At 71.3% G+C, this 22,962-nt stretch carries 20 protein-coding genes and 1 tRNA gene; 16 read left to right on the top strand and 5 right to left on the bottom strand.

Features of this window, described 5'->3' with window-relative positions:
* Window positions 1-49 precede the first annotated feature (49 nt).
* The 3 genes from HNP84_RS18765 to HNP84_RS18755 form a co-directional block, all read right to left on the bottom strand.
* A complete protein-coding gene (locus HNP84_RS18765) occupies window positions 50-973 on the bottom strand; it encodes a sulfite exporter TauE/SafE family protein (RefSeq protein ID WP_185051022.1) in 924 nt (307 codons plus the stop codon).
* Window positions 973-2,217: an adenylyl-sulfate kinase gene (gene cysC, locus HNP84_RS18760; RefSeq protein WP_185051021.1), complete on the bottom strand. Its 1,245-nt coding sequence runs from the start codon at window positions 2,215-2,217 to the stop codon at window positions 973-975. The genes HNP84_RS18765 and cysC overlap by 1 nt, the downstream gene beginning before the upstream one ends.
* 105 nt (window positions 2,218-2,322) lie before the next feature.
* Window positions 2,323-3,051: a methyltransferase domain-containing protein gene (locus HNP84_RS18755; RefSeq protein ID WP_185051020.1), complete on the bottom strand. Its 729-nt coding sequence runs from the start codon at window positions 3,049-3,051 to the stop codon at window positions 2,323-2,325.
* Window positions 3,052-3,231: 180 nt separating this feature from the next.
* Between HNP84_RS18755 and mfd the strand changes: the two genes are divergently transcribed.
* From mfd to HNP84_RS18700, 11 genes are all read left to right on the top strand, one after another.
* Window positions 3,232-6,774, top strand: a complete 3,543-nt coding sequence (gene mfd / locus HNP84_RS18750) for a transcription-repair coupling factor (protein WP_185051019.1) — start codon at window positions 3,232-3,234, stop codon at window positions 6,772-6,774.
* A gap of 70 nt (window positions 6,775-6,844) precedes the next feature.
* Window positions 6,845-7,462 carry a SurA N-terminal domain-containing protein gene (locus tag HNP84_RS18745; RefSeq protein ID WP_185051018.1) on the top strand — a complete coding sequence of 206 codons (618 nt, stop codon included), beginning with the start codon at window positions 6,845-6,847 and terminating at the stop codon, window positions 7,460-7,462.
* 96 nt (window positions 7,463-7,558) lie between these two features.
* Window positions 7,559-8,518, top strand: coding sequence for a nucleoside triphosphate pyrophosphohydrolase (locus HNP84_RS18740; protein ID WP_185051017.1), 960 nt, complete (start codon window positions 7,559-7,561; stop codon window positions 8,516-8,518).
* Window positions 8,519-8,612: 94 nt separating this feature from the next.
* Window positions 8,613-9,890 (top strand): phosphopyruvate hydratase, encoded by a 1,278-nt coding sequence (gene eno / locus HNP84_RS18735; protein ID WP_185051016.1) that lies wholly within the window; start codon window positions 8,613-8,615, stop codon window positions 9,888-9,890.
* Between the two features lie 108 nt (window positions 9,891-9,998).
* Complete coding sequence (locus HNP84_RS18730; protein ID WP_185051015.1) at window positions 9,999-10,442, top strand: septum formation initiator family protein; 444 nt, start codon at window positions 9,999-10,001, stop codon at window positions 10,440-10,442.
* Between the two features lie 420 nt (window positions 10,443-10,862).
* On the top strand, window positions 10,863-11,468 hold the full coding sequence (locus HNP84_RS18725) for a DUF501 domain-containing protein (RefSeq protein ID WP_185051160.1): 606 nt from the start codon (window positions 10,863-10,865) through the stop codon (window positions 11,466-11,468).
* A complete protein-coding gene (locus tag HNP84_RS18720) occupies window positions 11,465-12,406 on the top strand; it encodes a Ppx/GppA phosphatase family protein (protein ID WP_185051014.1) in 942 nt (313 codons plus the stop codon). Before HNP84_RS18725 ends, HNP84_RS18720 begins: the two co-directional genes overlap by 4 nt.
* A gap of 164 nt (window positions 12,407-12,570) precedes the next feature.
* Window positions 12,571-13,947: a hypothetical protein gene (locus HNP84_RS18715; RefSeq protein ID WP_221336404.1), complete on the top strand. Its 1,377-nt coding sequence runs from the start codon at window positions 12,571-12,573 to the stop codon at window positions 13,945-13,947.
* A gap of 121 nt (window positions 13,948-14,068) precedes the next feature.
* A complete protein-coding gene (locus HNP84_RS18710) occupies window positions 14,069-14,863 on the top strand; it encodes a uracil-DNA glycosylase (protein ID WP_185051012.1) in 795 nt (264 codons plus the stop codon).
* 85 nt (window positions 14,864-14,948) lie between these two features.
* Window positions 14,949-16,292, top strand: a complete 1,344-nt coding sequence (locus HNP84_RS18705) for an NAD(P)/FAD-dependent oxidoreductase (protein WP_185051011.1) — start codon at window positions 14,949-14,951, stop codon at window positions 16,290-16,292.
* Between the two features lie 706 nt (window positions 16,293-16,998).
* Window positions 16,999-17,071, top strand: a tRNA-Leu gene (locus HNP84_RS18700).
* A 56-nt stretch (window positions 17,072-17,127) separates the two neighbouring features.
* On the opposite strand, the gene HNP84_RS18695 is transcribed toward HNP84_RS18700, so the two are convergent.
* Entirely contained in the window at window positions 17,128-17,865 is a 738-nt protein-coding gene (locus tag HNP84_RS18695; protein WP_185051010.1) for an SDR family oxidoreductase, read from the bottom strand.
* Window positions 17,866-17,957: 92 nt separating this feature from the next.
* Between HNP84_RS18695 and HNP84_RS18690 the strand changes: the two genes are divergently transcribed.
* From HNP84_RS18690 to HNP84_RS18670, 5 genes are all read left to right on the top strand, one after another.
* Complete coding sequence (locus HNP84_RS18690) at window positions 17,958-18,662, top strand: TetR/AcrR family transcriptional regulator (RefSeq protein WP_185051009.1); 705 nt, start codon at window positions 17,958-17,960, stop codon at window positions 18,660-18,662.
* Between the two features lie 408 nt (window positions 18,663-19,070).
* Entirely contained in the window at window positions 19,071-19,742 is a 672-nt protein-coding gene (locus HNP84_RS18685; protein WP_185051008.1) for a DUF3592 domain-containing protein, read from the top strand.
* A gap of 141 nt (window positions 19,743-19,883) precedes the next feature.
* The gene (locus HNP84_RS18680; RefSeq protein WP_185051007.1) at window positions 19,884-20,663 is read left to right on the top strand and encodes a Bax inhibitor-1/YccA family protein; all 780 of its coding nucleotides are present in this window, start codon (window positions 19,884-19,886) and stop codon (window positions 20,661-20,663) included.
* Window positions 20,664-20,838: 175 nt separating this feature from the next.
* Window positions 20,839-21,063, top strand: coding sequence for a DUF4287 domain-containing protein (locus tag HNP84_RS18675; protein ID WP_185051159.1), 225 nt, complete (start codon window positions 20,839-20,841; stop codon window positions 21,061-21,063).
* 92 nt (window positions 21,064-21,155) lie between these two features.
* Window positions 21,156-21,566 (top strand): PPOX class F420-dependent oxidoreductase, encoded by a 411-nt coding sequence (locus HNP84_RS18670; protein WP_185051006.1) that lies wholly within the window; start codon window positions 21,156-21,158, stop codon window positions 21,564-21,566.
* A 33-nt stretch (window positions 21,567-21,599) separates the two neighbouring features.
* On the opposite strand, the gene HNP84_RS18665 is transcribed toward HNP84_RS18670, so the two are convergent.
* Entirely contained in the window at window positions 21,600-22,820 is a 1,221-nt protein-coding gene (locus HNP84_RS18665) for an acetyl-CoA C-acetyltransferase (RefSeq protein ID WP_185051005.1), read from the bottom strand.
* Window positions 22,821-22,962 lie beyond the last annotated feature (142 nt).

The following is a 22,962-nucleotide window of genomic DNA, read 5'->3' as shown; positions in this document are numbered from 1 at the left end:
GGCCGGTGGCGGGCGGCCCTCGGTCCCGGTGTGGTCGGTGCGTGAGGGGTCAGCGGGCTTGTTCGGCCGGGGCGGGCTCGGGGGTGACGGTGGGGTGCTGCTCGCGGGTGCGGCCCCAGTGGCGCAGCGCCCGCCACCCCAGCAGGCCCGCCACGACGGCGCCGCACAGGATCAGGGCGGTGGCGGTGTTGCTCACCTCCAGGAGCTTCAGCGCCGAGGCGAGCAGGACCACCGCGAGCAGCGCCCGGATCACGCCTCCCGGCGCGCGGGAGGAGATCCGGGCGCCGATGTAGACGCCGGGGATCGAGCCCAGGATGAGCGAGGCGGTCAGGTCGAGCTGGAAGTCGCCGTACAGGACGTGGCCGAGGGCGGCGGCGGCGACCAGGGGGACCGCCTGGACCAGGTCGGTGCCCACGAGCTGGTTGGCCTTGAGCGCGGGGTAGAGCGCGAGCAGGGCCACGATGATCAGCGAGCCGGAGCCGACCGAGGAGATCCCCACGATCAGCCCTCCGACCATACCGACCAGTAGGGTCGGAATTGGGCGTACGGAAACGTCCGTCACGTCCATGCCGGTCAACCGGGAGCGGTCGCGCTCGGCGAGGTACGCCTTGGCGACCAGGCCCGCCACCGCCAGCAGCAGCGCCACCCCCAGGGCGTACTTCACCGCCTGCTGCACGGCCGCGCCCTCGCCCAGGACGCGTGCCACGAACACGCCGCTGAACGCGGCCGGCACCGAGCCGGCGCACAGCCAGGCCACCAGGCGCATGTTGACCGTGCCCCGGCGCATGTGCACGTAGCCGCCGACCGGCTTCATCACCGCCGAGGCCACCAGGTCGCTGGAGACCGCGGCCAGCGGCGGCACGTTGAAGAACAGCAGCATCATCGGCGTCATGAGCGCGCCGCCGCCCATGCCGGTCAGCCCCACGATCACCGCGACGAAGAAGGAGCCGACGAGGAGCGGGATGTCCACCATTATCTGACGTACCCTCCGTGGATCAGGGTGTCGAGCACCATGGTCACCGCCCGGTCGATCGCCATGCCGGTGGTGTCGATCACCAGGTCGGCGTCGTCGGGCTCCTCGTAGGGGTCGGAGATGCCGGTGAACTCCGGGATCAGGCCGGCGCGGGCCTTGGCGTACAGGCCCTTGCGGTCGCGCCGCTCGCACTCCTCAAGCGGGGTCGCGACGTGGACGAGCAGGAAGTCGCCGCCGACCGACTCGACCATCTCGCGCACCTCGGCGCGGGTCGCGGCGTACGGGGCGATCGGCGCGCAGATGGCCAGCCCGCCGTGCCGCGCGACCTCGGCGGCCACGAAGCCGATGCGGCGGATGTTCAGGTCGCGGTCGGCCTTGGAGAACGTCAGCCCGGCCGACAGCAGCTTGCGCACGACGTCGCCGTCGAGGTACGTCACCGCGCGCCCGCCGCGTTCGAGCAGGGCGTCGTGCAGCCCGCGCGCGATCGTGGACTTGCCCGAGCCCGACAGGCCGGTGAAGAACACCACCACGCCGCGCCGGTGGGGAGGCCCGGGGATGGCGACCGGCTCGGGGCCCGCGATGTGCTCGTCGGCGCCGTAAGCGGTCGCGACGTGCTCGCGCAGCTCAAGGTCGATGGCGGGCTCGCGGGGCGCGAGCGGCACGGCGACGACCAGGCTGCCCCCGGGGCCGCCCGGCAGCTTGTCGCGGGCGGCGAGGGCCGCGCGGACGACGGCGGGGCCGCCCTCGCCGTACGCGAGCGGCAGCAGCAGGACCGCGGCCCCGCCCAGCTCGGCGGCGGTCGCGGTGATCTCGTCGAGGGTCTTGTCGTCCAGCGGGCCGCGCATGGTGACCGCGAGCACCGGGCGCCCGGCCAGCTCCTTGGCCACCTCGGCGGGCGGGCGGCGCAGCCGGGCGAACGGCCCGTGCTCGGGGACGCCGAGCCCTTCGACGGGGCCCGCGGCGTTGCCGTGGGCGCGCTCGGTGACGGTCAGCACCGCGAGGGCGGCGCCCTCGGGGTCGAGCAGCGTCACGCGGTCGCCGGGCGCGGCGGGGTGGTCGCCGGGCAGCGCGAGCGTGACCGGGGCGGGCCACGGCGTGCCGTCGGCGAGCCGGCCGCTCTCGGCGACGGCGTGCTCGTCGGCGGCCGTCATGAAGCCGTTCAGCGGGTGGAATGCGCCGGAGAGCAGCAGCTCCAGATCGGCGAGCTCACGGGCGTCGGGGGTCCACTCGTAGGTCGCCGTCATCTGCTCCGCATTCCGCTCGAATTCACCACCCAGACTAATCCGACCGACTTAGTCGGATATAGCCACCTTAGCCGTACCATGATGGCCCGGACAACCACGAACCGGTCAGATGAGCCGGGCGAAATGGTTCTGCGGTTTGCGGATCACCAGCGTCAGCTCGTCGTGCGTGGCCGGGAGCCGCCCCGCCGACAGCCGCTCGACCAGCGCGCACACCGACTCGGCCAGCCGCCCCAGCGGGCCGTACAGGGCCGGGCCGCTGGTGTCCTTGGCCTCGTCGGTGATCTGCAGGCCCCGGATCAGGCAGAAGGTCTGCATGCCCTCGCGCGAGGTGACCGGCTCGTACACCGCGGGGAGCGGCCCCTCGGGCACGTCGGCGACGAACCTGCGCCACAGCGCGCGGCGCAGCCAGCTTGGCAGCGCGCGGGTGCAGAAGCCGTAGGCCGAGTCGCGGTCGCGCATGCGCACCAGCAGCAGCCCGCCGGGGCGCAGCCCGCCGAGGATGCGGTCGAGCACCAGCTCGGCGTGCTTGATCCGTTCGAGCAGGAACTCGATGTAGACCACGTCGAACGAGCGCGGCGGGATCGGCACCGAGCGCATGTCGTCCAGCGCCCACGCGTCGAGGTCGGCCCGGGAGGCCACCACGTCGCGCAGTTCGGGGCGGTCCTCGTCCACGCCGGTGACCCGGGTGTCCATGCGGTCCAGGCGCAGCTCGCCGCTGCGCCCGCACCCGGCGATCAGGATGTCGAGTCGCCTGCCGAGCTGGTCGGTCCACTGCTCGCGGATCCGGCGGTCGAAGAGGTCGCCGCGCGCGGCGACCGGTCTAACCACAGACATGTGACTCACAGTAGTCAATCGGCCACGCCTTGCCAGGTATTTCGCCCGACTCGGTGAACGCGGCCGTCCGGCCGGTGCTCCGCCGCCCGCCGCCGCCAAGTAACCTTGGGGGCAGTGACCCCCGCGACCTGCCCGGCCGGGGGTAGTCGTGTTGCCATCGTGGGGCTGTGGGGCAATCTGATGACCCTTTCCGCACTTCTCGCTCTCATCCTGCGCGACCAGCGGCTCGCGGGCGCGCTCGCGGACCTGCGCGCGGGCGACACCTCCGACGTGTCGCTCATCGCGCCGCCCGCGCTGCGCCCGTTCGCCGTGGCCGCGCTCGCCGCCCAGGGTGCGCAGGACGGTGGGCGTACGGTGCTCGCGGTGACCGCGACCGGCCGCGAGGCCGAAGACCTCGCCGCCGCGCTGACCAGCCTGCTCGACGAGCACTCCGTCGCGGTCTTCCCCGCCTGGGAGACCCTGCCGCACGAGCGCCTGTCGCCGCGCAGCGACACCGTGGGCCAGCGCCTGGCCGTGCTGCGCCGCCTCGCCCACCCGGTGGCCGGCGACGTGGCCGCCGGGCCGCTGAAGGTGATCGTGGCGCCGATCCGCGCCGTGCTCCAGCCGATCGTGCGCGGCCTGGGCGACCTCGAACCCGTACGCCTGCGGGCCGGCGACGAGGCCGAGCTGGACGACGTGGTGGTCCGGCTGGTCGAGAACGGCTACCACCGGGTGGACATGGTGGAGAAGCGCGGCGAGGTCGCCGTGCGCGGCGGCCTGCTGGACGTGTTCCCGCCCACCGAGGAGCACCCGCTGCGGCTGGAGTTCTGGGGCGACACCGTGGAGGAGATCCGCTGGTTCAAGGTCGCCGACCAGCGCTCCCTGGAGGTCGCCCAGGACGGCCTGTTCGCCGCGCCGTGCCGCGAGCTGCTGCTGACCGCCGAGGTGCGCGAGCGGGCGCGCGAGCTGGCCGAGGCGCACCCGCCGCTGGCCGAGATCCTGGACCAGCTCGCCGACGGCACCCCGGTCGAGGGCATGGAGGCGTTCGCGCCGGTGCTCGCGGGCGAGATGGACCTGCTGGTGGACCACCTGCCGCTGCGCTCGGCGGTGTTCGTGTGCGACCCGGAGCGGATCAGGGGCCGCGCCGACGAGCTGGTGCGCACCAGCCAGGAGTTCCTGGAGGCGTCCTGGATCAACGCCGCCTCCGGCGGGCAGGCCCCGATCGACCTCGGCGCCGCCGCGTTCCGCACGCTGGAGGACGTCCGCGACCACGCCCGCGAGCTGGGCCGTCCGTGGTGGTCGCTCTCGCCCTTCGAGGAGAGCGGCGAGCGCGAGGGGCTGCGGCTCGACGCCCGCGAGGCCGAGTCGTACCGGGGCGACACCCAGCGTGCCCTCGGCGACATCAAGGGCTGGCTGGGCGAGGGCAAGACGGTGGTGCTGCTCAGCGAGGGCCACGGCCCGGCCGAGCGCATGGTCGAGCTGCTGCGCGGCGTGGACGTGCCCGCAAGGCTCGAACCCGGGCTCACCGGCGAGCTCGACCCCGCCGTGGTGCACGTGACCACGGGCCGGGTCGAGCACGGCTTCGTCAGCCCGGCGCTGGCCGTGCTGACCCACCTCGACCTGGTGGGGCAGAAGGCGTCCACCAAGGACATGCGCCGCCTGCCCTCGCGCCGGCGCAACATGGTCGATCCGCTCCAGCTCAAGGTGGGCGACCACGTGGTGCACGAGCAGCACGGCGTGGGCCGGTACGTCGAGATGGTGCAGCGCACCGTCCAGGGCGCCACCCGCGAGTACCTCGTGATCGAGTACGCCAAGGGCGACCGCCTGTACGTCCCCACCGACCAGCTCGACGAGGTCACCCGGTACGTCGGCGGCGAGGCGCCCACGCTGAACCGCATGGGCGGCGCCGACTGGGCCAAGGCCAAGTCGCGGGCCAGGAAGGCCGTCAAGGAGATCGCGGGCGAGCTGATCCGGCTCTACAGCGCCCGCATGGCCTCCCCGGGCCACGCCTTCGCGCCCGACACGCCCTGGCAGCGCGAGATGGAGGACGCCTTCCCCTACGCCGAGACCAACGACCAGCTCGAAGCCATCGACGAGGTCAAGCGCGACATGGAGCGCCCGCTGCCGATGGACCGGCTGATCTGCGGCGACGTCGGCTACGGCAAGACCGAGATCGCCGTGCGCGCGGCCTTCAAGGCGGTGCAGGACGGCAAGCAGGTCGCGGTGCTGGTGCCGACCACGCTGCTGGTCCAGCAGCACCTGTCCACCTTCACCGAGCGCTTCTCCAGCTTCCCGGTCGTCGTCAAGCCGCTGTCGCGCTTCCAGAGCGACGCCGAGGTGAAGGAGACCCTGCGCGGGCTGTCCGAGGGCGCGGTGGACGTCGTCATCGGCACCCACCGGCTGCTCAGCCCCGAGGTCAGGTTCAAGCAGCTCGGCCTGATCATCGTGGACGAGGAGCAGCGCTTCGGCGTGGAGCACAAGGAGGCCATGAAGCACCTGCGCACCCAGGTGGACGTCCTGGCCATGTCGGCCACGCCGATCCCGCGCACCCTGGAGATGGGCCTGACCGGCATCCGCGAGATGTCCACCATCCTCACCCCGCCGGAGGAGCGGCACCCGATCCTCACCTTCGTCGGCCCGTACGACGAGAAGCAGATCGCCGCCGCCATCCGGCGCGAGCTGATGCGCGACGGCCAGGTGTTCTTCGTGCACAACCGGGTGGCCAGCATCAACAAGACCGCCCTGCGGCTGCGCGAGCTGGTCCCCGAGGCCAACATCGCGGTCGCCCACGGCCAGATGAACGAGCACCAGCTAGAGAAGATCATGGTGGACTTCTGGGAGCGCAACTTCGACGTGCTCGTGTGCACCACGATCGTGGAGTCGGGACTCGACGTGCCCAACGCCAACACCCTGATCGTCGATCGGGCCGACAACTACGGCCTGTCGCAGCTCCACCAGCTCCGGGGTCGCGTCGGGCGAGGCCGCGAGCGCGGCTACGCCTACTTCCTGTACCCGCCGGAGAAGCCGCTCACCGAGACCGCGCACGAACGGCTGGCCACCATCGCCCAGCACACCGAGATGGGCGCGGGCATGTACGTCGCGATGAAGGACCTGGAGATCCGCGGCGCGGGCAACATTTTGGGCGCCGAGCAGTCGGGTCACATCGCGGGCGTCGGCTTCGACCTGTACGTCCGGATGATGGCCGAGGCGGTGCAGGAGCAGAAGGCCAAGCTCGACGGCGTCTCCCCGGCGGAGGCCGAGCGGCCGGAGGTCCGGGTCGAACTGCCCATCAACGCGCACATCCCGCACGACTACGTCACCTCCGAGCGGCTGCGGCTGGAGGCGTACAAGCGGATCGCGGCCGTGACCAACGACGACGACATCACGGCCGTGCGCGAGGAGCTGACCGACCGCTACGGGCGCCCGCCGCAGGAGGTGGAGAACCTGCTGGAGGTCGCCAGGTTCCGGGTGCGGGCCCGCCAGGCCGGCCTGACCGACGTGACCCTGCAGGGCCAGCACGTCAAGTTCGCGCCGGTGGTGCTGAAGGACTCCCAGCAGGTGCGCCTGCAGCGCCTCTACCCCAAGGCGCTGCACAAGCAGGCCGTCGAGACGCTGCTGGTGCCCATGCCCAAGACCAAGCCGCTGGGCGGGCGGCCGCTGCGCGACCTCGAACTGCTCAAGTGGGCCGGCGACCTGGTCCAGGCCATGTTCCTGGAGCCCGCGGCGGCCTCGGCCTCCCGCTGACCCCGGCCGCGCCCGGGGCGTCACCGGGTCACGGTAGAGTAAGCGCGGTTTGTCGGAAGGGAATCCCACGTTGAAGACTCCAAAGCGCCTTTTCGCCCTGGCCGTGCTGGCCGCCGGGGTCGTGCTGACGGCGTGCTCCCCCCTCCAGGCGGGCGCGGCGGCCATCGTCGGCGACGAGCGGATCACCGCCAGCCAGGTGGAGGCCGACGTCCGTGAGACGCAGGCGGCCCTGAAGCGGAACCCCGACGTCCAGCAGCAGCTCCAGTTCTCCCTTCCGCAGACCGTGCTGCTGCAGCGCGTGGTGACGCTGCAGTACCTCGAACTGGGCAACCGCAACGGCGTGTCGGTCAGCGACGGCGAGCTCGACGCGTTCGTCGCCCAGCAGGGCGGCGAGCAGCAGGTCGAGCTGCGCCTGCTGGGCAGCGGCGTGCCGCCGTCCCAGGCGCGCGGCTACATCCGGGCCTACCTCACCGAGCAGAAGCTGCTGGCCAAGTTCGGCGGCGGCACCGACGAGGCGGCGCTGCAGCGCGGCCAGCAGGCCATGAGCCAGGAGCTGGACAAGGTCAAGGTCACCTACAGCCCTCGCTACGGCGCCTTCGACCCCCAGCAGGGCTTCGTCGCCGGCGACCGCTTCGGCAAGGTGCCCCAGCAGGCCCCGGCCGCCGACGCGGGCCAGGCGGGCCAGTAGCCGGTCCAGGCGGCTCAGGCGAGGCAGTGGAAGGCCCGTAGGAGCGCAGGGCACGCCGGTGCGCGGGCGCTCGGGCGTGCCCGTAGCCTGGCAGACATGTCGCTGATCGTCGTCACCACCTCGCCGCGGGTCGCGCCGGGGTTGCTGACCCATCGTGCCTGGCAGGCGCTGTCGTCGGGCGCCGCCGTGCTCACCCGGTCCGCCGACCACCCGCACCTGCCCTACCTCGCCGAGGCGGGGATCGGGGTGGAGGTCATGACGCCCGACCCGGCGGGTCTGGTGCGCGCGGCGGTGGGCGGCGACGTGGTGTGGCTCGCCGCCCAGGACGGCGACGAGGACCTCATGCGCGCCGTGGGCCGGGCCGCGCTCGCGGTGGACGAGCCGCCGCTGATCGAGATGATCCCCGGCTCCTACGACCTGCCGGGCGCGCGGGTGCTCGACCTCGTCTCCGTGATGGACCGGCTGCGTACCGAGTGCCCGTGGGACCGCGGCCAGACGCACGAGTCGCTGGTCCACTACCTGCTCGAAGAGGCGTACGAGGTGCAGGAGACCGTCGAGGAGGGCGACTACGCGGCGCTGCGCGAGGAGCTGGGCGACGTGCTGCTCCAGGTCGCCTTCCACAGCCGGGTGGCCAAGGAGCGCCCGCCGGAGGAGGGCGGCTTCGACATCGACGACGTGGCCGAGGGCATCGTGGCCAAGCTCGTCCGCCGCCACCCGCACGTCTTCGGCTCGGTGACCGTCGAGAGCGCCGACGAGGTCAACGCCAACTGGGAGCAGATCAAGGCCGCCGAGCGCGCCGAGAAGGGCCAGGAGTCGATCCTGGAGGGCGTGCCCATGGGCCAGCCCTCGCTCAGCCTGGCCGCCCAGCTCCAGCGCCGCGCCGAGCGCGCCGGAGCCCCCGCCGACCTGCCGGCCGCCGCCGAGGGCGTCTCGGAGATCGGGGTCAGGCTGTTCGACCTGGTACGCGAGGCGCGCGCGCAGGGCCTCGACCCGGAGGCCGAGCTGCGCGCGGCGGCGCGGGCGTACCGCGACCGGGTGCGCGAGTGGGAGGGCTGAGATCACCGCTCGATCACGTGGCGGTAACCCTCCCGAGGGGCAGATCTCGATAGGCTTCTACGACAAACCATCCCATTGACTTTAGGAGCGCTCCGTGGCTTCCATCGAGGCCGTTACCGCCCGCGAGATCCTCGACTCCCGGGGCAACCCCACGGTCGAGGTCGAGGTGCTGCTCGACGACTACAGCACCGGCCGCGCCGCCGTGCCGAGCGGCGCGTCCACCGGCCAGTTCGAGGCCGTGGAGCTGCGCGACGGCGACGGGCGTTATGGCGGCAAGGGCGTGGAGAAGGCCGTGCTCGGCGTCACCGACGAGATCACCGACGCGATCCTCGGGCTGGACGCCGAGGAGCAGCGGCTCATCGACCAGACCATGATCGACCTGGACGGCACGCCCAACAAGGGCCGCCTGGGCGCCAACGCGATCCTGGGCGTGTCGCTGGCCGTGGCCAAGGCCGCGGCCGACAGCGCCGACCTGCCGCTGTTCCGCTACGTCGGCGGGCCCAACGCGCACATCCTGCCGGTGCCGATGATGAACATCCTCAACGGCGGGGCCCACGCCGACACCAACGTGGACATCCAGGAGTTCATGATCGCGCCGATCGGGGCCGAGACGTTCTCCGACGCGGTGCGCATGGGCGCCGAGACCTACCACGCGCTCAAGAGCGTGCTCAAGCAGAAGGGCTACGCCACCGGCCTGGGCGACGAGGGCGGCTTCGCGCCCAACCTGCCCTCCAACCGCGACGCGCTCGACCTGATCCTGGTCGCGATCGAGAAGGCCGGGTTCACCGCCGGCGAGGAGATCGCGCTCGCGCTCGACGTCGCCGCCACCGAGTTCCACAAGGACGGCGTCTACACCATCGACGGCAAGGGCCACAGCGCGAGCGAGCTGATCGGCTTCTACGAGGAGCTGGTCCGCTCCTACCCGCTGGTCTCCATCGAGGACCCGCTGGACGAGGAGGACTGGGAGGGCTGGAAGGCCATCACCGCCTCCCTCGGCTCGCGGGTGCAGCTCGTGGGCGACGACCTGTTCGTGACCAACCCCGAGCGCCTGGGCCGCGGCATCCGCGAGGGCGCGGCCAACGCGCTGCTGGTCAAGGTCAACCAGATCGGCACCCTGTCCGAGACCCTGGACGCCGTGGACCTCGCCCACCGCAGCGGCTACCGGTGCATGATGAGCCACCGTTCCGGCGAGACCGAGGACGTCACGATCGCCGACCTGGCGGTGGCCACCAACTGCGGCCAGATCAAGACCGGCGCCCCGGCCAGGTCCGACCGCGTGGCCAAGTACAACCAGCTCCTGCGCATCGAGGAGCTGCTCGACGACGCCGCCCGCTACGCCGGGCGCGCCGCCTTCCCCCGCTTCCAGCGCTGATCCGCCGCCCCGGCCCGCCCGCCACCGGTGCGGGCGGGCCGGGGGGCGAGCGGGGCGAGCGGGGGCGCGGGAAGGGACGTGGCGCACGCGGAGGGGGACTCGATCGAGATGGCTGGACGACGCCCGCAACTGACCGGCCGGGCCGCGGTGCTCGCGGTCGTGGTGTGCGCGATAGCGATGAGCCTGGCCTATCCCGTACGCGAGTACATCGCGCAGCGGCGTCAGATCGCCGAGCTGCTGGAGGAGCGCGAGCGCGAGCTGGCCGCGCTGAACGAGCTGGAGCGGCGCAACCGCCAGCTCAACGACCCGGGCTACAACAAGCAGATCGCGCGCGAGCGGCTGTTCTTCTGCGACCCGGGCGAGAAGTGCTTCACGGTGATGACCAAGAAGCCCACCCAGAAGCCCAAGCCGGGCACGACGGCCACCCCCACCACCACGGTCACGCCACCCTGGTACGAGACCCTGTGGGGCTCGGTGGAGGCCGCCGACAGGCGACCCACCCCCGTGTCGCCCACGCCCGCACCCACGCCGTCTCCGTCTCCGACGAGATAGGGACGCGGCGGCGGTGGCCTTGTCGCCCACGCCCACGCCCGCGCCGTCCCCGACGAGATAGGGACATGGCGGCAGTGGCCATGTCGCCCGCGCCCACTCCGTCTCCCCACGAGATGGGGGCGCGGCGGCGGTGGCCTTGTCGCCCCACGCCCGCCCCCACGTCCATTCCGTCCCGGACGAGATGGGGGCGCGGTGGCGGTGGCCTTCTCACCCACACCCGCCCCCACGCCGTCTCCGTCTCCGACGAGATAGGGGGCGGCGGCGGTGGCCTTCTCACTCACACCCACCTCCACGCCCGCTCCGTCTCCGACGAGATGGGGGGCGGCGGCGGTGGCCTTCTCACCCACACCCCACCTCCACGCCCGCTCCGTCCCCGACGAGATTGGGGCGCGGCGGCGGTAGCCTTGCGGGGTGAGCGGAATGGGGGCGGGGCGCGAGGACGCGGTCGCGGTCGAGCGGCAGCTCGGGCGGTTGCCGCGAGGGGCGTGGCGGGTGGCGCATCGGTGCCCGTGCGGGCTGCCCGATGTGGTGGAGACCGCGCCGCGGCTGCCCGACGGCGCGCCGTTCCCCACGTTGTACTACCTGACGTGCCCGAAGGCGGCCTCGGCGATCGGCACCCTGGAGTCCTCGGGCATGATGCGCGAGATGCAGGCGCGCCTCGCCGACGATCCCGAGCTGGCCGCGCGCTACCAGGCCGCGCATGACGACTACGTGGCCCGGCGCGACAAGCTGGCCGCGCAGGAGGGCATCGAGCCCCTGCCGCGCGGCATGCAGAGCGCGGGCGGCATGCCCACCCGGGTGAAGTGCCTGCACGCGCTGGTGGGGCACGAGCTGGCCGTGCCCGGGACGAACCCGTTCGGACGCGAGGCGCTGGACGCCCTGCCGCAGTGGTGGGCGGCCGGTCCGTGCGTGACGGTCGATGCCGGTGAAGACGGTGCCGGCGAAGACGATGCCGGCGAAGACGGTGCCAGGGAAGTCGATGTCAGGGAAGACGGCGAGGACGACGGCGAGGGGACGGCGGAATGACGCGTGTGGCGGCCATCGACTGCGGGACCAACTCGGTCCGACTGCTGATCGCCGACATCGGCCACACGGGGCTCGCGGACATCGAGCGGCGGATGGAGATCGTCCGCCTGGGCCAGGGCGTGGACCGTACCGGCAGGCTCGCCCCGGAGGCGCTGGAGCGCACCTTCACCGCGATGCGCGGCTACGCCAAGCTGATCGCGCAGCACGGCGCCGAGCGGGTCAGGGTGGTGGCCACCAGCGCCACCCGCGACGCCGCCAACCGTGACGAGTTCGTGGCGGGCGTGCGCGGCATCTTCGGGGTGGAGCCCGAGGTGATCACGGGCGCCGAGGAGGCGGAGCTGTCGTTCACCGGGGCGACGCGCGGCCTGGCCGGCCGGGCGGCCGAGCCGTTCCTCGTGGTGGACATCGGGGGCGGGTCCACCGAGTTCGTGGTCGGCACCACCGACGGCGCGCGGCCGGCGCTGCGCGGGGCGCTGTCGGTGGACATCGGCTGCGTACGGCTGACCGAGCGGCACCTGAAGGAGGCCGGCGACCCGCCGTCGGGGCGGGCCGTGGACGCGGTGACCGCCGACGTCGAGGCGGCGCTCGACCGGGTGGCGGCGGCGGTCCCGGTGACCGAGGCGCGCACCCTCGTCGGCCTGGCCGGGTCGGTGACCACGGTCGCGGGGATCGCGCTGGGCCTGCCCTATTACGACCCCGACCGCATCCACCACTCGCGCATCCCCGCCGACGACGTGCGCGACGTGACGCTGCGGCTGCTGTCGATGACCCACGACGAGCGGGCGGCGCTGCCGGTGATGCACCCGGGCCGGGTGGACGTGATCGGGGCGGGCGCGCTGATCCTGGAGCGGCTGATGACGCGGTGGGGGTTCGCCGAGGTCGTGGTGAGCGAGCACGACATTCTGGATGGGATCGCGTGGTCGCTCTGGGTAAATTAGCGAATTTGTGACATTGTTGTGGTTTCGCATGTGTTGAGGGATCTGTCGGTTCGTGGTTAAGTAAAGAGGCTTTACCGAGACTTTGCCGTGGGGCCCGGCACAGCTCGCGTCGGGGCGGCAACCGTCTCTGGGCAGCTTTCTCCAACTGAACGGAGCAACCCCTCATGATGTCCGCAGGTTTAGCCCGCAGACTGGCCGCGCTCGGCGTGGGCGTGGCCATGGCCGCGGCGGCGACCGGACTGATCGCGTCCCCCGCAGCGGCCGCGACCGCCGGCACGGCCGCCGCGCCCAAGCCCAAGGTCACGGCCAGTACGCCGTCGGCCTCCCCCAAGAACCACGAGGGCGAGTGCCCGGTCACGGTCACTTTCTCCTCGAAGATCGCGGTCACCCTCAAGGGCGGCAAGACCCAGGTCGCCTACCGCTGGCTGCACGGTGACGGCTCCAAGAGCAAGGTGAAGTCCTTCACGCTCAAGGGCAAGGGCACGAAGGTCGTCACGGTCAAGGAGCGCAGCACGTTCAAGAGCGACGTGAAGGGCTGGCAGGCCCTCCAGGTCCTCGCGCCGTACAAGAAGACCACCAAGAAGGGCTACTTCTCGGTTTCCTGCAAGGACACCGAGATCAAGGTGCCCAAGTACGCCCACGCCCGCGTGGACGTAGACCCCTCGCACTACAGCGGCGCCTGCACCCCGTGGACCAAGATCACCGCGGTCGGCACCATCCGCGTGAGCGGCCCGACCTGGGTGAAGTACCGCTGGGTGCACAACGGCCGGGTCGTCGACTACGGCAAGGCCAAGGTGTACGACGGCAAGCGCGTCTACTACACCTTCAAGCCGCGCGAGAGCCACCGCGGCTGGGTGGCGCTGGACATCGTCAGCCCCTCGTACGGCGACGGCGACCGCGCCGGCTACAAGGTCTACTGCAAGGACGACGCCAAGGCCTCGGCCTCGGTGAACGCGCCGTCCGACTACGAGGGCGCCTGCCCCGTGGCCCGCACCTTCGGCGGCACGATCAGCGCCTCCGGCCGTACCGAGGTGAAGTACCGCTGGGCGGGTCCGGGCTACACCGGCCCGGTCGAGAGCCTGTACTTCCGCCACGGCGGCAGCAAGGGCGTCAGCCACACGGTCAACGCCTCCGACAGCGGTGAGATCAAGCGGTGGATCGAGATCCTCGGCCCGAACCGCGCCACGTCCAACACCGGCGTGACCAAGGTCACCTGCAAGGCGCCGGTCACCGCGACGGTCGAGAGCCTGCTGGCCGTGGGTGACAACTCCACCTGCGCCGAGGGCAAGGGCCCGTCGGTGAAGTACCAGGCGACCGTGAAGGTCACCGGCCCGACCACCCTGGTCTACCACTGGGAGGTCAACGGCAAGGCGTTCAACGACATCGAGAAGAAGGTCGACGCGGCGGGCACGGTGAGCCTGGCCTTCGGCAGCGGTCCCTCCGACAAGTCGCCCACGACGGGCACGGCCAAGCTCGTGGTGACCTCGCCGAACAGCTCCTCCGCCTCCACCTCCTTCTCCCTCCCCTGCCCGACGGCCTGATCCGGCCACGGCTCGGGAACGCGGACCCGATCCGCACCTGAGCCCGACACCCGCGAAGGCGCGGCGTCCCACACCGGACGCCGCGCCTTTGCCGTGTCCGGGGATGCGGCACGATCGGGTCATGGACTACGTACCTCCCGGAACGGGCTGGCCGGACGACCCGGCCACCCCCGACACCCCGGTCGCGCACGATCCCGCCGAGGTCGCGGCCCTCGCCGCGGGCAGCGCCACCGTCGCCGAACTGGCCGCCCGCGAGTCGGTCTGCCGGGCCTGCCCCAGGCTGGTGGCCTGGCGCGAGGAGGTGGCGCGGGTCAAGCGGCGCGCGTTCGCGCAGGAGACGTACTGGGGGCGGCCGGTGGCCGGGTGGGGGGACGACAAGCCGCGCCTGCTGCTGCTCGGGCTGGCCCCGGCCGCCCACGGCGGCAACCGCACCGGCCGGATCTTCACCGGCGACCGCAGCGGCGACTGGCTGTTCGCCTCGCTGTACCGCACCGGCTGGGCGGCCCAGCCGACCAGCGTCCGCGCGGGCGACGGGCAGCGGCTGCTGGGCGCCCGGGTGGCCGCCGCCGTACGTTGCGCGCCGCCGGCCAACAAGCCGACCCCCGAGGAGCGCGCGACCTGCTCCCCGTGGCTGGCCCGCGAGATCGCCCTGTGCGCGGGCAGCGTACGGGTGCTGGTGGCGCTCGGCGGGTACGCGTGGCAGGCGTGCTGGCCCGCGCTGCGCGAGGCCGGGTACGAGCTGCCGCGCAGCCGCCCGCCGTTCGGGCACGGGGCCGAGGTGGCGCTGGCGTACGAGGGGGAGACCGTGCACCTGCTGGGCTGCTACCACCCCAGCCAGCAGAACACCTTCACCGGCCGCGTGACCGAGGACATGCTCGACACGATCTTCCGGAGAGCGATCGAATTGTCGGCATGATGTGACCTAAGACTCATGCCCTCGATTGGCTTTTGTGCTAGGCCGTGCCGTAACCTTGTGAACGGTTTCACAAGCACCGCTAGAGATGGGCACCGATGTGAACCAGCAGTCGAAGCACATCCTGATCGTCGGCGGCGGCTACGTCGGCATGTACACCGCGCTGCGGTTGCAGCGCAGGCTGGCCCGGCAGCTCCGCGACGGGAGCGTGCGGATCACCATCATCGATCCACAGTCCTACATGACCTACCAGCCGTTCCTCCCCGAGGCCGCGGCGGGCAACCTCTCGCCCCGCCACGTGGTGGCCCCGCTGCGGCGGGTGCTGCCCAAGGTGCGGATCCTCAACGGCAAGGTCACCAAGGTCAACCACGGCGCCAAGAGCGTCACCTTCGAGCCCAACGAGGGCTCCGCCCGCGAGATCGGCTACGACATCATCGTGATGGCCGCGGGTTCCGTCTCCCGTACCCTGCCCATCCCCGGCCTCACCGACATCGGCATCGGCTTCAAGTCGGTCGGCGAGGCGATCGGCCTGCGCAACAGGGTGCTGCACCAGCTCGACGTCGCCGAGTCGACCGACGACGAGGAGGTACGCCGCAAGGCGCTGACCTTCGTCGTGGTCGGCGCGGGCTTCGCCGGGGTGGAGGCCCTGGCCGAGCTGGAGGACATGGCCAAGGACTCCACCCGCTACTACCGCAACATCACCCCGGCCGACCTGCGCTGGGTGCTCGTCGAGGCGACCGACCGGGTGCTGCCCGAGGTCGGCCCCGAGATGGGCAAGTGGACCCTGGAGCAGCTCCGCGAGCGCGGCATCGACGTGCGGCTGAACACCCGCCTCGAATCCTGCGTCGGCGGCCACGTCAAGCTCTCCGACGGCGAGGAGTTCGAGGCCGAGACGCTGGTGTGGACCGCCGGGGTCAAGGCCAGCCCGGTCGTCTCGGCCACCGACCTGCCGGTTGACGAGCGCGGCAAGCTCAAGACCACGACCAGGCTGACGATCGCCGGGGTCGAGGACGCCTTCGCCGCCGGCGACATCGCGGGCGTGCCCGACGTCACCAACCCCGGGCAGTACTGCGCCCCCAACGCCCAGCACGCCGTGCGCCAGGCCAAGGTGCTGGCCGACAACATCGTGCGCAAGCTGAACGGGCAGGAGCTCGCGGTCTACCGGCACAAGTACGCCGGCTCGGTGGCGGGCCTCGGCCTGCACGAGGGCGTGGCGAACGTCTACGGCATCAAGCTGCGCGGCTTCCCGGCCTGGTTCATGCACCGCACCTACCACCTGTCGCGGGTGCCCACCTTCAACCGCAAGGTCCGCGTGGTGGTCGACTGGACCCTGGCGCTGTTCTTCAAGCGCGAGACCATCTCGCTCGGTGAGATCCACCGACCGCGCGAGTCGTTCCGCGCCGCGTACGCCGCCACCCAGAAGCGCGGCTAAGGCCACAGCGGACCACCCGACCCCGCACCGCCGACCGACAAACAGCCGCCCGATCCGGGCGGCTGTTTGTGCTACCGACCCGGTGAGGAGTGTCCAGGCAACAGGGGCTTCCACCAGGCGGCACGGGCCGGATGCTTGGCACGTGCACAAACGCGCCGTCCTCCCCGCCGCCTCCACGAAACGTGGACACCCCCGGTGACGCCCAGCCCGCCCCGGATCGGACCCGTTCCGGTGCTAGACCCGCCCCACTGCAGGGCCCGCCCCATCCCATTACCCGGGGCCGAAGGATCACGGGCCGGGCCGAGGAGCACGGGCCGGGGCGAGGATCGCGGGCCGGGGCGAGGATCGCGGGCCGAGGCCGGGGCCGATGTGGACCATGCCCAGGTCCCGTCCTCTCCCTCCGCCGCCGTTACGCACCGGGCGCGGGACCGGAGCAGGGCGTGCCAGGCGTCGTGGCCCTCCCGCATAATCTTGTACGGGCAACAGCCCGGCCGGAACCCGGCCCCGTCGCGTCCGGCGGGCTTGGGCGCTGGCATACGTGCAGTTCAACCCGACCAGGTGGCCCGTGTCCTATTCCTTCGCCGAAGCCCGTTTCCGGCGCCGTAATCTGCCCGCGACATCCGGAATCACCGGTTCGTTATGAAACGAGACGCCTGATGCGAACTTGTGCTCCTCTTAAGAGTGGTCCATTACGTATGATTGCGGCGCCCCCGTAGCCCAATGGCAGAGGCAAACCCCTTAAAAGGGTTGGAGTGCGGGTTCGAGTCCCGCCGGGGGCACCTCTGTCAGCTCGGGAAATACCATTTCGTTCCTTTTCCCGCACCCTGGAAAGCGTTCAGATCGCCCCGCCGTTGGCGTAGACGACCTGGCCGTTGACCCACCGGCCGGGCCCGGCGAGGAACGCCACCAGGTCGGCGATGTCATTCGGCCTGCCCAGCCGCTCCATCGGGCTGGCCTTGGCCAGCCGCTCGACGGTGGCCTCGTCCTTGCCGTCCAGGAACAGATCCGTGGCCGTGGGGCCAGGCGCCACCGCGTTCACGGTGACATCCCGCCCGCGCAGTTCCCGCGCCAGGATCAGGGTCATCGCGTCCACCGCGCCCTTGGAGGCCGCGTACGCCGTGTAGCCCGGCGTGGCGAGTTTGGTGACCGACGTCGAGAAGTTGATGATCGCGCCGCCCGGCCGCACCCGGCGCACCGCCTCGCGGTCCACCACGAAGGTGCCCCGGATGTTGGTCCGGTGCATGCGGTCCAGGTCCTCCAGGCCGAAGTCGGCCAGCGGGCCGACCAGCATGATGCCCGCGGCGTGCACCACCACGTCCACCCCGCCGAACTCCCGCTCGGCCACCTCGAACAGCGCCTCCACCGCCTTCTCGTCGGCCACGTCGGCCTTCACCGCGACCGCGGCCCCGCCGTTGGCGAGGATGCCCTTGACCGCCGCGTCGGCCTCGGCGTCGTTGCGTGCGTAGGCGATCACGACGGCCTGCCCCTCGGCGGCCAGCCGCTCGGCCACGGCCCGCCCGATCCCGCGCGACCCGCCGGTGACGATCGCGACCCGCCGGGTAGCTGTGCTCATGGGAATGATCCTCCCGCTCTGTTGCCGTCGCTAACACCTACATGATAGCGGCTATTCGCTATCGTCGCTAATAGCGTTGTTAACATGAGGGTATGGAGACGGAGACGATCACAACCAGGGAGCGGATCGTCCGGGCGGCGGCCGACCTCCTGACCCGGGGCGGGCGCGAGGCGGTGTCCACCCGTGCGGTGAGCGCGGCGGCCGGAGTGCAGGCCCCCACTCTCTACCGCCTCTTCGGCGACATGAGCGGCCTGCTGGACGCGGTGGCCGCCCACGGCTTCGCGACCTATCTCCACGACAAGCACGCCCTGGCGGCCACCGACGACCCCGTGGCCGACCTCCGCCGCGGCTGGGACCTCCACGTGTCCTTCGGCCTGACCCGCCCGGCGTTCTACATCCTGATGTACGGCGAACCCCGCCCCGGCGCCACCTCACACGCGGCGGCCGAGGCCATGGCCATCCTGCGCCGCACGATCACCCGGATCGCCGAGTCCGGCCTCCTCCGCGTCCCCGTGGACCGCGCCGCCACCATGCTCCACTCGGCCTGCATGGGCGTCACCTTCACCCTGATCGGCACCGAGCCCCGATCCCGCGACCCCCACCTGTCCGAGCAGACCCGCGAAGCGGTCATCGCCGCCGTCACCACCACCCCCCAACCCTCCACCCCCCAGCCCTTGCGCGCCTCCGTCCTCACCCTCCGCGCCGCCCTCACCACCGACCAGGCCCCCGAACTCTCCTCCCTCACCCCCGCCGAACGCACCCTCCTGGCCGAATGGCTCGACCGCCTCGTCCACTGACTTCCGCCGCGGGCCCACGCCCGCATCCGGGGTGTCGCCTTCGCGCAGCCCCCTGGCACCGGTCCGCCATCCGTGGGCGTCGCCTCTCGGCGAGAAGGTCTCGGGCGGGAGTATCCGGGCAACGGTGGATCGTGCGCCCGACGGGATGGAGTGGATGCCGGAACTTGCGGAAACGCGACGCCCTCCGGCCGCCTCCTCCCGAACGGTGACACACCCTCTCGGGCAGCCCTGGGCACCGCGAGCGCGGGGTGCCCGCGGCCGGGGCCGGGGCCCGGAGCGGGAGGGATGGCACTTCTTCACGTGGAGGCGGGTGAGCGGCGCCCTGCTGCGTATGCCCAGCGCTTCCTGGTGGGGCCTTCGTGGTGGGGATCTGGTAGGGGAGGGGGTGTGGCCTTTACTGTGTGAGCCGTGTCGCAATCCGCCAAAAAGGTGCTGTGGATCGTCTTCGGGGCGCAGGTGTTGTGGAGCCTGCCCATCGGGCTGTTCTTCGTGTGGCGGTGGCTGGCGTTCGATGATCCGGAGCGGTCCTACATCTGCTCCGGGTCGCGGTCCTCGGGGAAGGTGTGCACCGACGGCGAGACCACGAACATGGCGCTGGGGATCGTGTTCAGCGTCATCGGGGTGATCTTCCTGGTGGTCACCCTGCTGTTCCTGACGTCGTGGTTGCGGCGCCGGGCGCGGGAGAGTTTCCTGCGGACGCACGGGGCCCGGGGGGTCGGGGTCGTGACCGAGGTGGCGCCCACGAGCACGCGGGTCAACGGGCGGACCGTGATGAAGGTCGAGGGGGAGATCCTGGACGTGCCGGGCGGGCGGTTCGTCTGGCACGGGTTCGCGGTGGTGCCGCCGGGGACTCAGGTGAACGTCGCCTACGATCCGGGTGAACCGGATGACGCGGTCGTGCTGGACGACCTGAAGAAGGTGGCCAGTAGCGCGATCGTGCGGGAGGCGGCGGCGCAGCGGGACCGGGCGGACGTGATGCTCGACCGGCTGGCGCAGTTGGAGCGGCTTCGTGGTTCGGGGTCGCTCACCGAGGCGGAGTTCGACCGGCTCAAGGCGGAGATCATCGGCGATGCGCGGTAGTGCGGGAGGGTCGGGAACTGCGGAGGGCGATGGCGCGTTGATAGGGGCGGTCAGCAAAACACACTTGGATATCGGCACGATACGGCCCCGTGATGGGGAATCTACTACCCTGATCGCCAGGGCCGCAGCGTGGAGGCAGTGATGGAGAGCAAGAACCCCGTATTCAGCCGGCAGTCCAGCCGGCAGCAGGCTTGGGGGCAGCCGGCGCCCAGCGCCGATCAGCTACAGAGCATGTACGACGCGCCGGCGTACGCGCCCCCCGCGTACCGGCCGATGACCATCGACGACGTCGTCGTCCGCGGGTTCATGACGCTGGGCACGCTGGTCGTCGCCGGCGCCGCGGCGTGGGTGCTCAACGTGCCCTACACGGTCGCCGTCGTCAGTGCGCTGATCGGTCTGGTGCTGGGGCTCATCGCCGCGTTCCGGCAGAGCACCAACCCGTTGCTGATCCTCGGCTACGCCGTGTTCTACGGCGTCTTCGTCGGGTCCTTCAGCCACCTGATGGAGGGCTTCTTCAACGGCATCGTCCTTCAGGCGGTGCTCGGCACGGCGCTCGCGTTCGGCGGCGTCCTGGCCGTGCACTCGCTCAAGGTCATCCGGGTGACGCCGAAGCTCTACCGGTACGTCGGCGCCGCGGCCATCGCCGCGCTCGGCCTGATGCTGGTCAACATCATCGCGAGCATCTTCGTCGATGGCGGCATCGGCATCCGCGCCGACAACCCCCTCGGCTGGATCTTCAGCATCGCGATGATCCTGCTCGGCTGCTTCTTCCTGCTCCTCGACTTCGACTCGATCGAGCAGGCCGTCCGGGCGGGCGCGCCCGAGAAGCTCGCCTGGCAGATGGCCTTCGGGCTCACCCTCAGCCTGGTGTGGATCTACCTGGAGGTGCTCCGCTTCCTCAGCTACTTCTCCGATAACTGACCAGCCGCGCTGCGAAGGCCCCGCCGGCTCACGGCGGGGCCTTCGGCATGTGCGGAGCACAACGTATCGCGACTAATGATCTACGTGACGTAACAGATTACTGCCCGGTGAACTCTTGCCAATCGACGCGTCATGTTGCAGTGTCGAGCAAAGGAGCTCATCCGTGGAGGTGCCCATGTCGTTGAACCACTCACCGGAGACGCAGAACAAGCTCATTGCTCGGGTCCCAACCGTCACCGGGCGCGAACTCCCAGAGTGGTTCCAAGCAATCGACAACGGCCCGGCTTTCCTGCGCTGCGAGGAGCGCGCCAACTGGCTCGCCGACGAGCACGGGCTGACTCACGGCTACGCCGCCGCCATCGTACTGGAGCACGAGCGGCACCGCCGTCACCGTCTGTAAGTGGCCTAACCAGCGAGAACGCCCGTATCAACTCTTCGTAGTGGTGCGGGCGCTCGCGTGCGTGGGGGCGGTCACCGCGCCATGATGGACGCATGGATCTCGATCAAGCGCGGGCGTTCGTCCGCGAGCACCACCGCGCGGTGTTGCTGACCACCCATCCCGACGGGCGTCCCCAGCTCACGCCGATCCTGGCCGGCGTGGACGACGACGGCGACATCATCGTCAGCACCCGCGAGACCGCCGCCAAGACCCGCAACGCGCGCCGCGACCCCAAGGTCGCGGTCTGCGTGTTCACCGACGGTTTCTTCGGCGAGTGGGTGCAGATCGACGGCGAGGCGCGGGTGATCTCGCTGCCGGAGGCCATGGAGCCCCTGGTGGACTACTACCGGCGCGTCGCGGGCGAGCACTCCGACTGGGACGACTACCGGGCCGCGATGGAACGCGAGCGCCGGGTCCTGCTGAAGATCACCCCGACCAGGGCCGGGCCGGACGTCAAGGGCTGACCCGGCCCGCGGGCGCGGGCCGGGCGCACCGGATCAGCTCAGGCGCTCCAGGATCATGGCCATGCCCTGGCCGCCGCCCACGCACATGGTCTCCAGGCCGATGGTCTTGTCGTGGAACCGGAGGCTGTTGATCAGCGTGGAGGTGATGCGCGCGCCGGTCATGCCGAACGGGTGGCCGACGGCGATGGCGCCGCCGTTGACGTTCAGCTTGTCCAGGTCGATGCCCAGCTCCCGGTACGACGGGATCACCTGGGCGGCGAACGCCTCGTTGATCTCCACCAGGTCGATGTCGTCGATCGACATGCCCGCGTTGGCCAGGGCCTTGCGGGTCGCGCCGATCGGGCCCAGGCCCATGATCTCCGGCGACAGGCCGGTGACGCCGGTGGACACGATCCGGGCCAGCGGGGTGATGCCCAGTTCGGCGGCCTTGGTGTCGCTCATGATGACCACGGCCGCGGCGCCGTCGTTGAGCGGGCAGCAGTTGCCGGCGGTGACGGTGCCGTCGGGGCGGAAGGACGGCTTGAGCGCGGCCACCTTCTCGTACGTCGTGCCGGGCCGCGGCCCGTCGTCCTTGGCGACCACGGTGCCGTCGGGCAGCGTGACGGGGGTGATGTCGCTCTCCCAGAACCCGTTGGCCAGCGCCTTCTCGGCCAGATTCTGCGAGCGGACGCCGAACTCGTCCTGCTCCTTGCGCGAGATGCCCTTCAGCGCGGCGACGTTCTCGGCCGTCTGACCCATCGCGATGTAGATGTCGGGCAGTTCGCCGTCCTCGCGCGGGTCGTGCCAGACCGGCCCGCCGCCCTCGGCGGCCTTCTGGCCGCGCTCGCGGGCCGCGAGGAACTGCGGGTTGTGCGTGTCGGGCAGCGAGTCGGAGTTGCCCTTGACGAACCGCGAGACGGTCTCCACGCCGGCGGAGACGAACACGTCGCCCTCGCCCGCCTTGATCGCGTGGAACGCCATGCGGGTGGTCTGCAGCGAGGACGAGCAGTAGCGGGTGACGGTGGTGCCGGGCACGCCGTCCAGGCCGAGCAGCACGCTCACGACGCGGGCCATGTTGAAGCCCTGCTCGCCGCCGGGCAGGCCGCAGCCGAGCATCAGGTCGTCGATCTGGGCCGGGTCGAGCTGGGGGACCTTGTCGAGTGCGGCCCGGACCATCTGTACGGTCAGGTCGTCGGGACGGATGTCCTTGAGCGACCCCTTGAAGGCGCGGCCGATCGGCGAGCGTGCGGTTGCGACGATTACAGCCTCGGGCATTGTGGCTCTCCTGGGTTCAGTTCAAGCGCTCCTGATGCGGAGGCTACAACGCAGGGGTGTGACCGCCAGGACCCGGGGTGGCAAAAAACAGAACTTTGTACTGTAATCGGTACGTCGCCGGTAATCCCCGATTCGGCCGACC

The sequence above is a fragment of the Thermocatellispora tengchongensis genome (assembly GCF_014202315.1).
Classification (GTDB): domain Bacteria; phylum Actinomycetota; class Actinomycetes; order Streptosporangiales; family Streptosporangiaceae; genus Thermocatellispora; species Thermocatellispora tengchongensis.
This window is presented reverse-complemented; position numbering and strand designations above follow the sequence as displayed.

Bases quoted from the DNA above. Each gene is read 5' to 3' on its own strand.
- HNP84_RS18765 (WP_185051022.1), bottom strand. From the start codon at position 973: ATGGTGGACATCCCGCTCCTCGTCGGCTCCTTCTTCGTCGCGGTGATC.
- cysC (WP_185051021.1), bottom strand. From the start codon at position 2,217: ATGACGGCGACCTACGAGTGGACCCCCGACGCCCGTGAGCTCGCCGAT.
- HNP84_RS18755 (WP_185051020.1), bottom strand. From the start codon at position 3,051: ATGTCTGTGGTTAGACCGGTCGCCGCGCGCGGCGACCTCTTCGACCGC.
- mfd (WP_185051019.1), top strand. From the start codon at position 3,232: ATGACCCTTTCCGCACTTCTCGCTCTCATCCTGCGCGACCAGCGGCTC.
- HNP84_RS18740 (WP_185051017.1), top strand. From the start codon at position 7,559: ATGTCGCTGATCGTCGTCACCACCTCGCCGCGGGTCGCGCCGGGGTTG.
- HNP84_RS18730 (WP_185051015.1), top strand. From the start codon at position 9,999: ATGGCTGGACGACGCCCGCAACTGACCGGCCGGGCCGCGGTGCTCGCG.
- HNP84_RS18725 (WP_185051160.1), top strand. From the start codon at position 10,863: ATGGGGGCGGGGCGCGAGGACGCGGTCGCGGTCGAGCGGCAGCTCGGG.
- HNP84_RS18720 (WP_185051014.1), top strand. From the start codon at position 11,465: ATGACGCGTGTGGCGGCCATCGACTGCGGGACCAACTCGGTCCGACTG.
- HNP84_RS18715 (WP_221336404.1), top strand. From the start codon at position 12,571: ATGATGTCCGCAGGTTTAGCCCGCAGACTGGCCGCGCTCGGCGTGGGC.
- HNP84_RS18710 (WP_185051012.1), top strand. From the start codon at position 14,069: ATGGACTACGTACCTCCCGGAACGGGCTGGCCGGACGACCCGGCCACC.
- HNP84_RS18705 (WP_185051011.1), top strand. From the start codon at position 14,949: ATGGGCACCGATGTGAACCAGCAGTCGAAGCACATCCTGATCGTCGGC.
- HNP84_RS18695 (WP_185051010.1), bottom strand. From the start codon at position 17,865: ATGAGCACAGCTACCCGGCGGGTCGCGATCGTCACCGGCGGGTCGCGC.
- HNP84_RS18690 (WP_185051009.1), top strand. From the start codon at position 17,958: ATGGAGACGGAGACGATCACAACCAGGGAGCGGATCGTCCGGGCGGCG.
- HNP84_RS18680 (WP_185051007.1), top strand. From the start codon at position 19,884: ATGGAGAGCAAGAACCCCGTATTCAGCCGGCAGTCCAGCCGGCAGCAG.
- HNP84_RS18675 (WP_185051159.1), top strand. From the start codon at position 20,839: ATGTCGTTGAACCACTCACCGGAGACGCAGAACAAGCTCATTGCTCGG.
- HNP84_RS18670 (WP_185051006.1), top strand. From the start codon at position 21,156: ATGGATCTCGATCAAGCGCGGGCGTTCGTCCGCGAGCACCACCGCGCG.
- HNP84_RS18665 (WP_185051005.1), bottom strand. From the start codon at position 22,820: ATGCCCGAGGCTGTAATCGTCGCAACCGCACGCTCGCCGATCGGCCGC.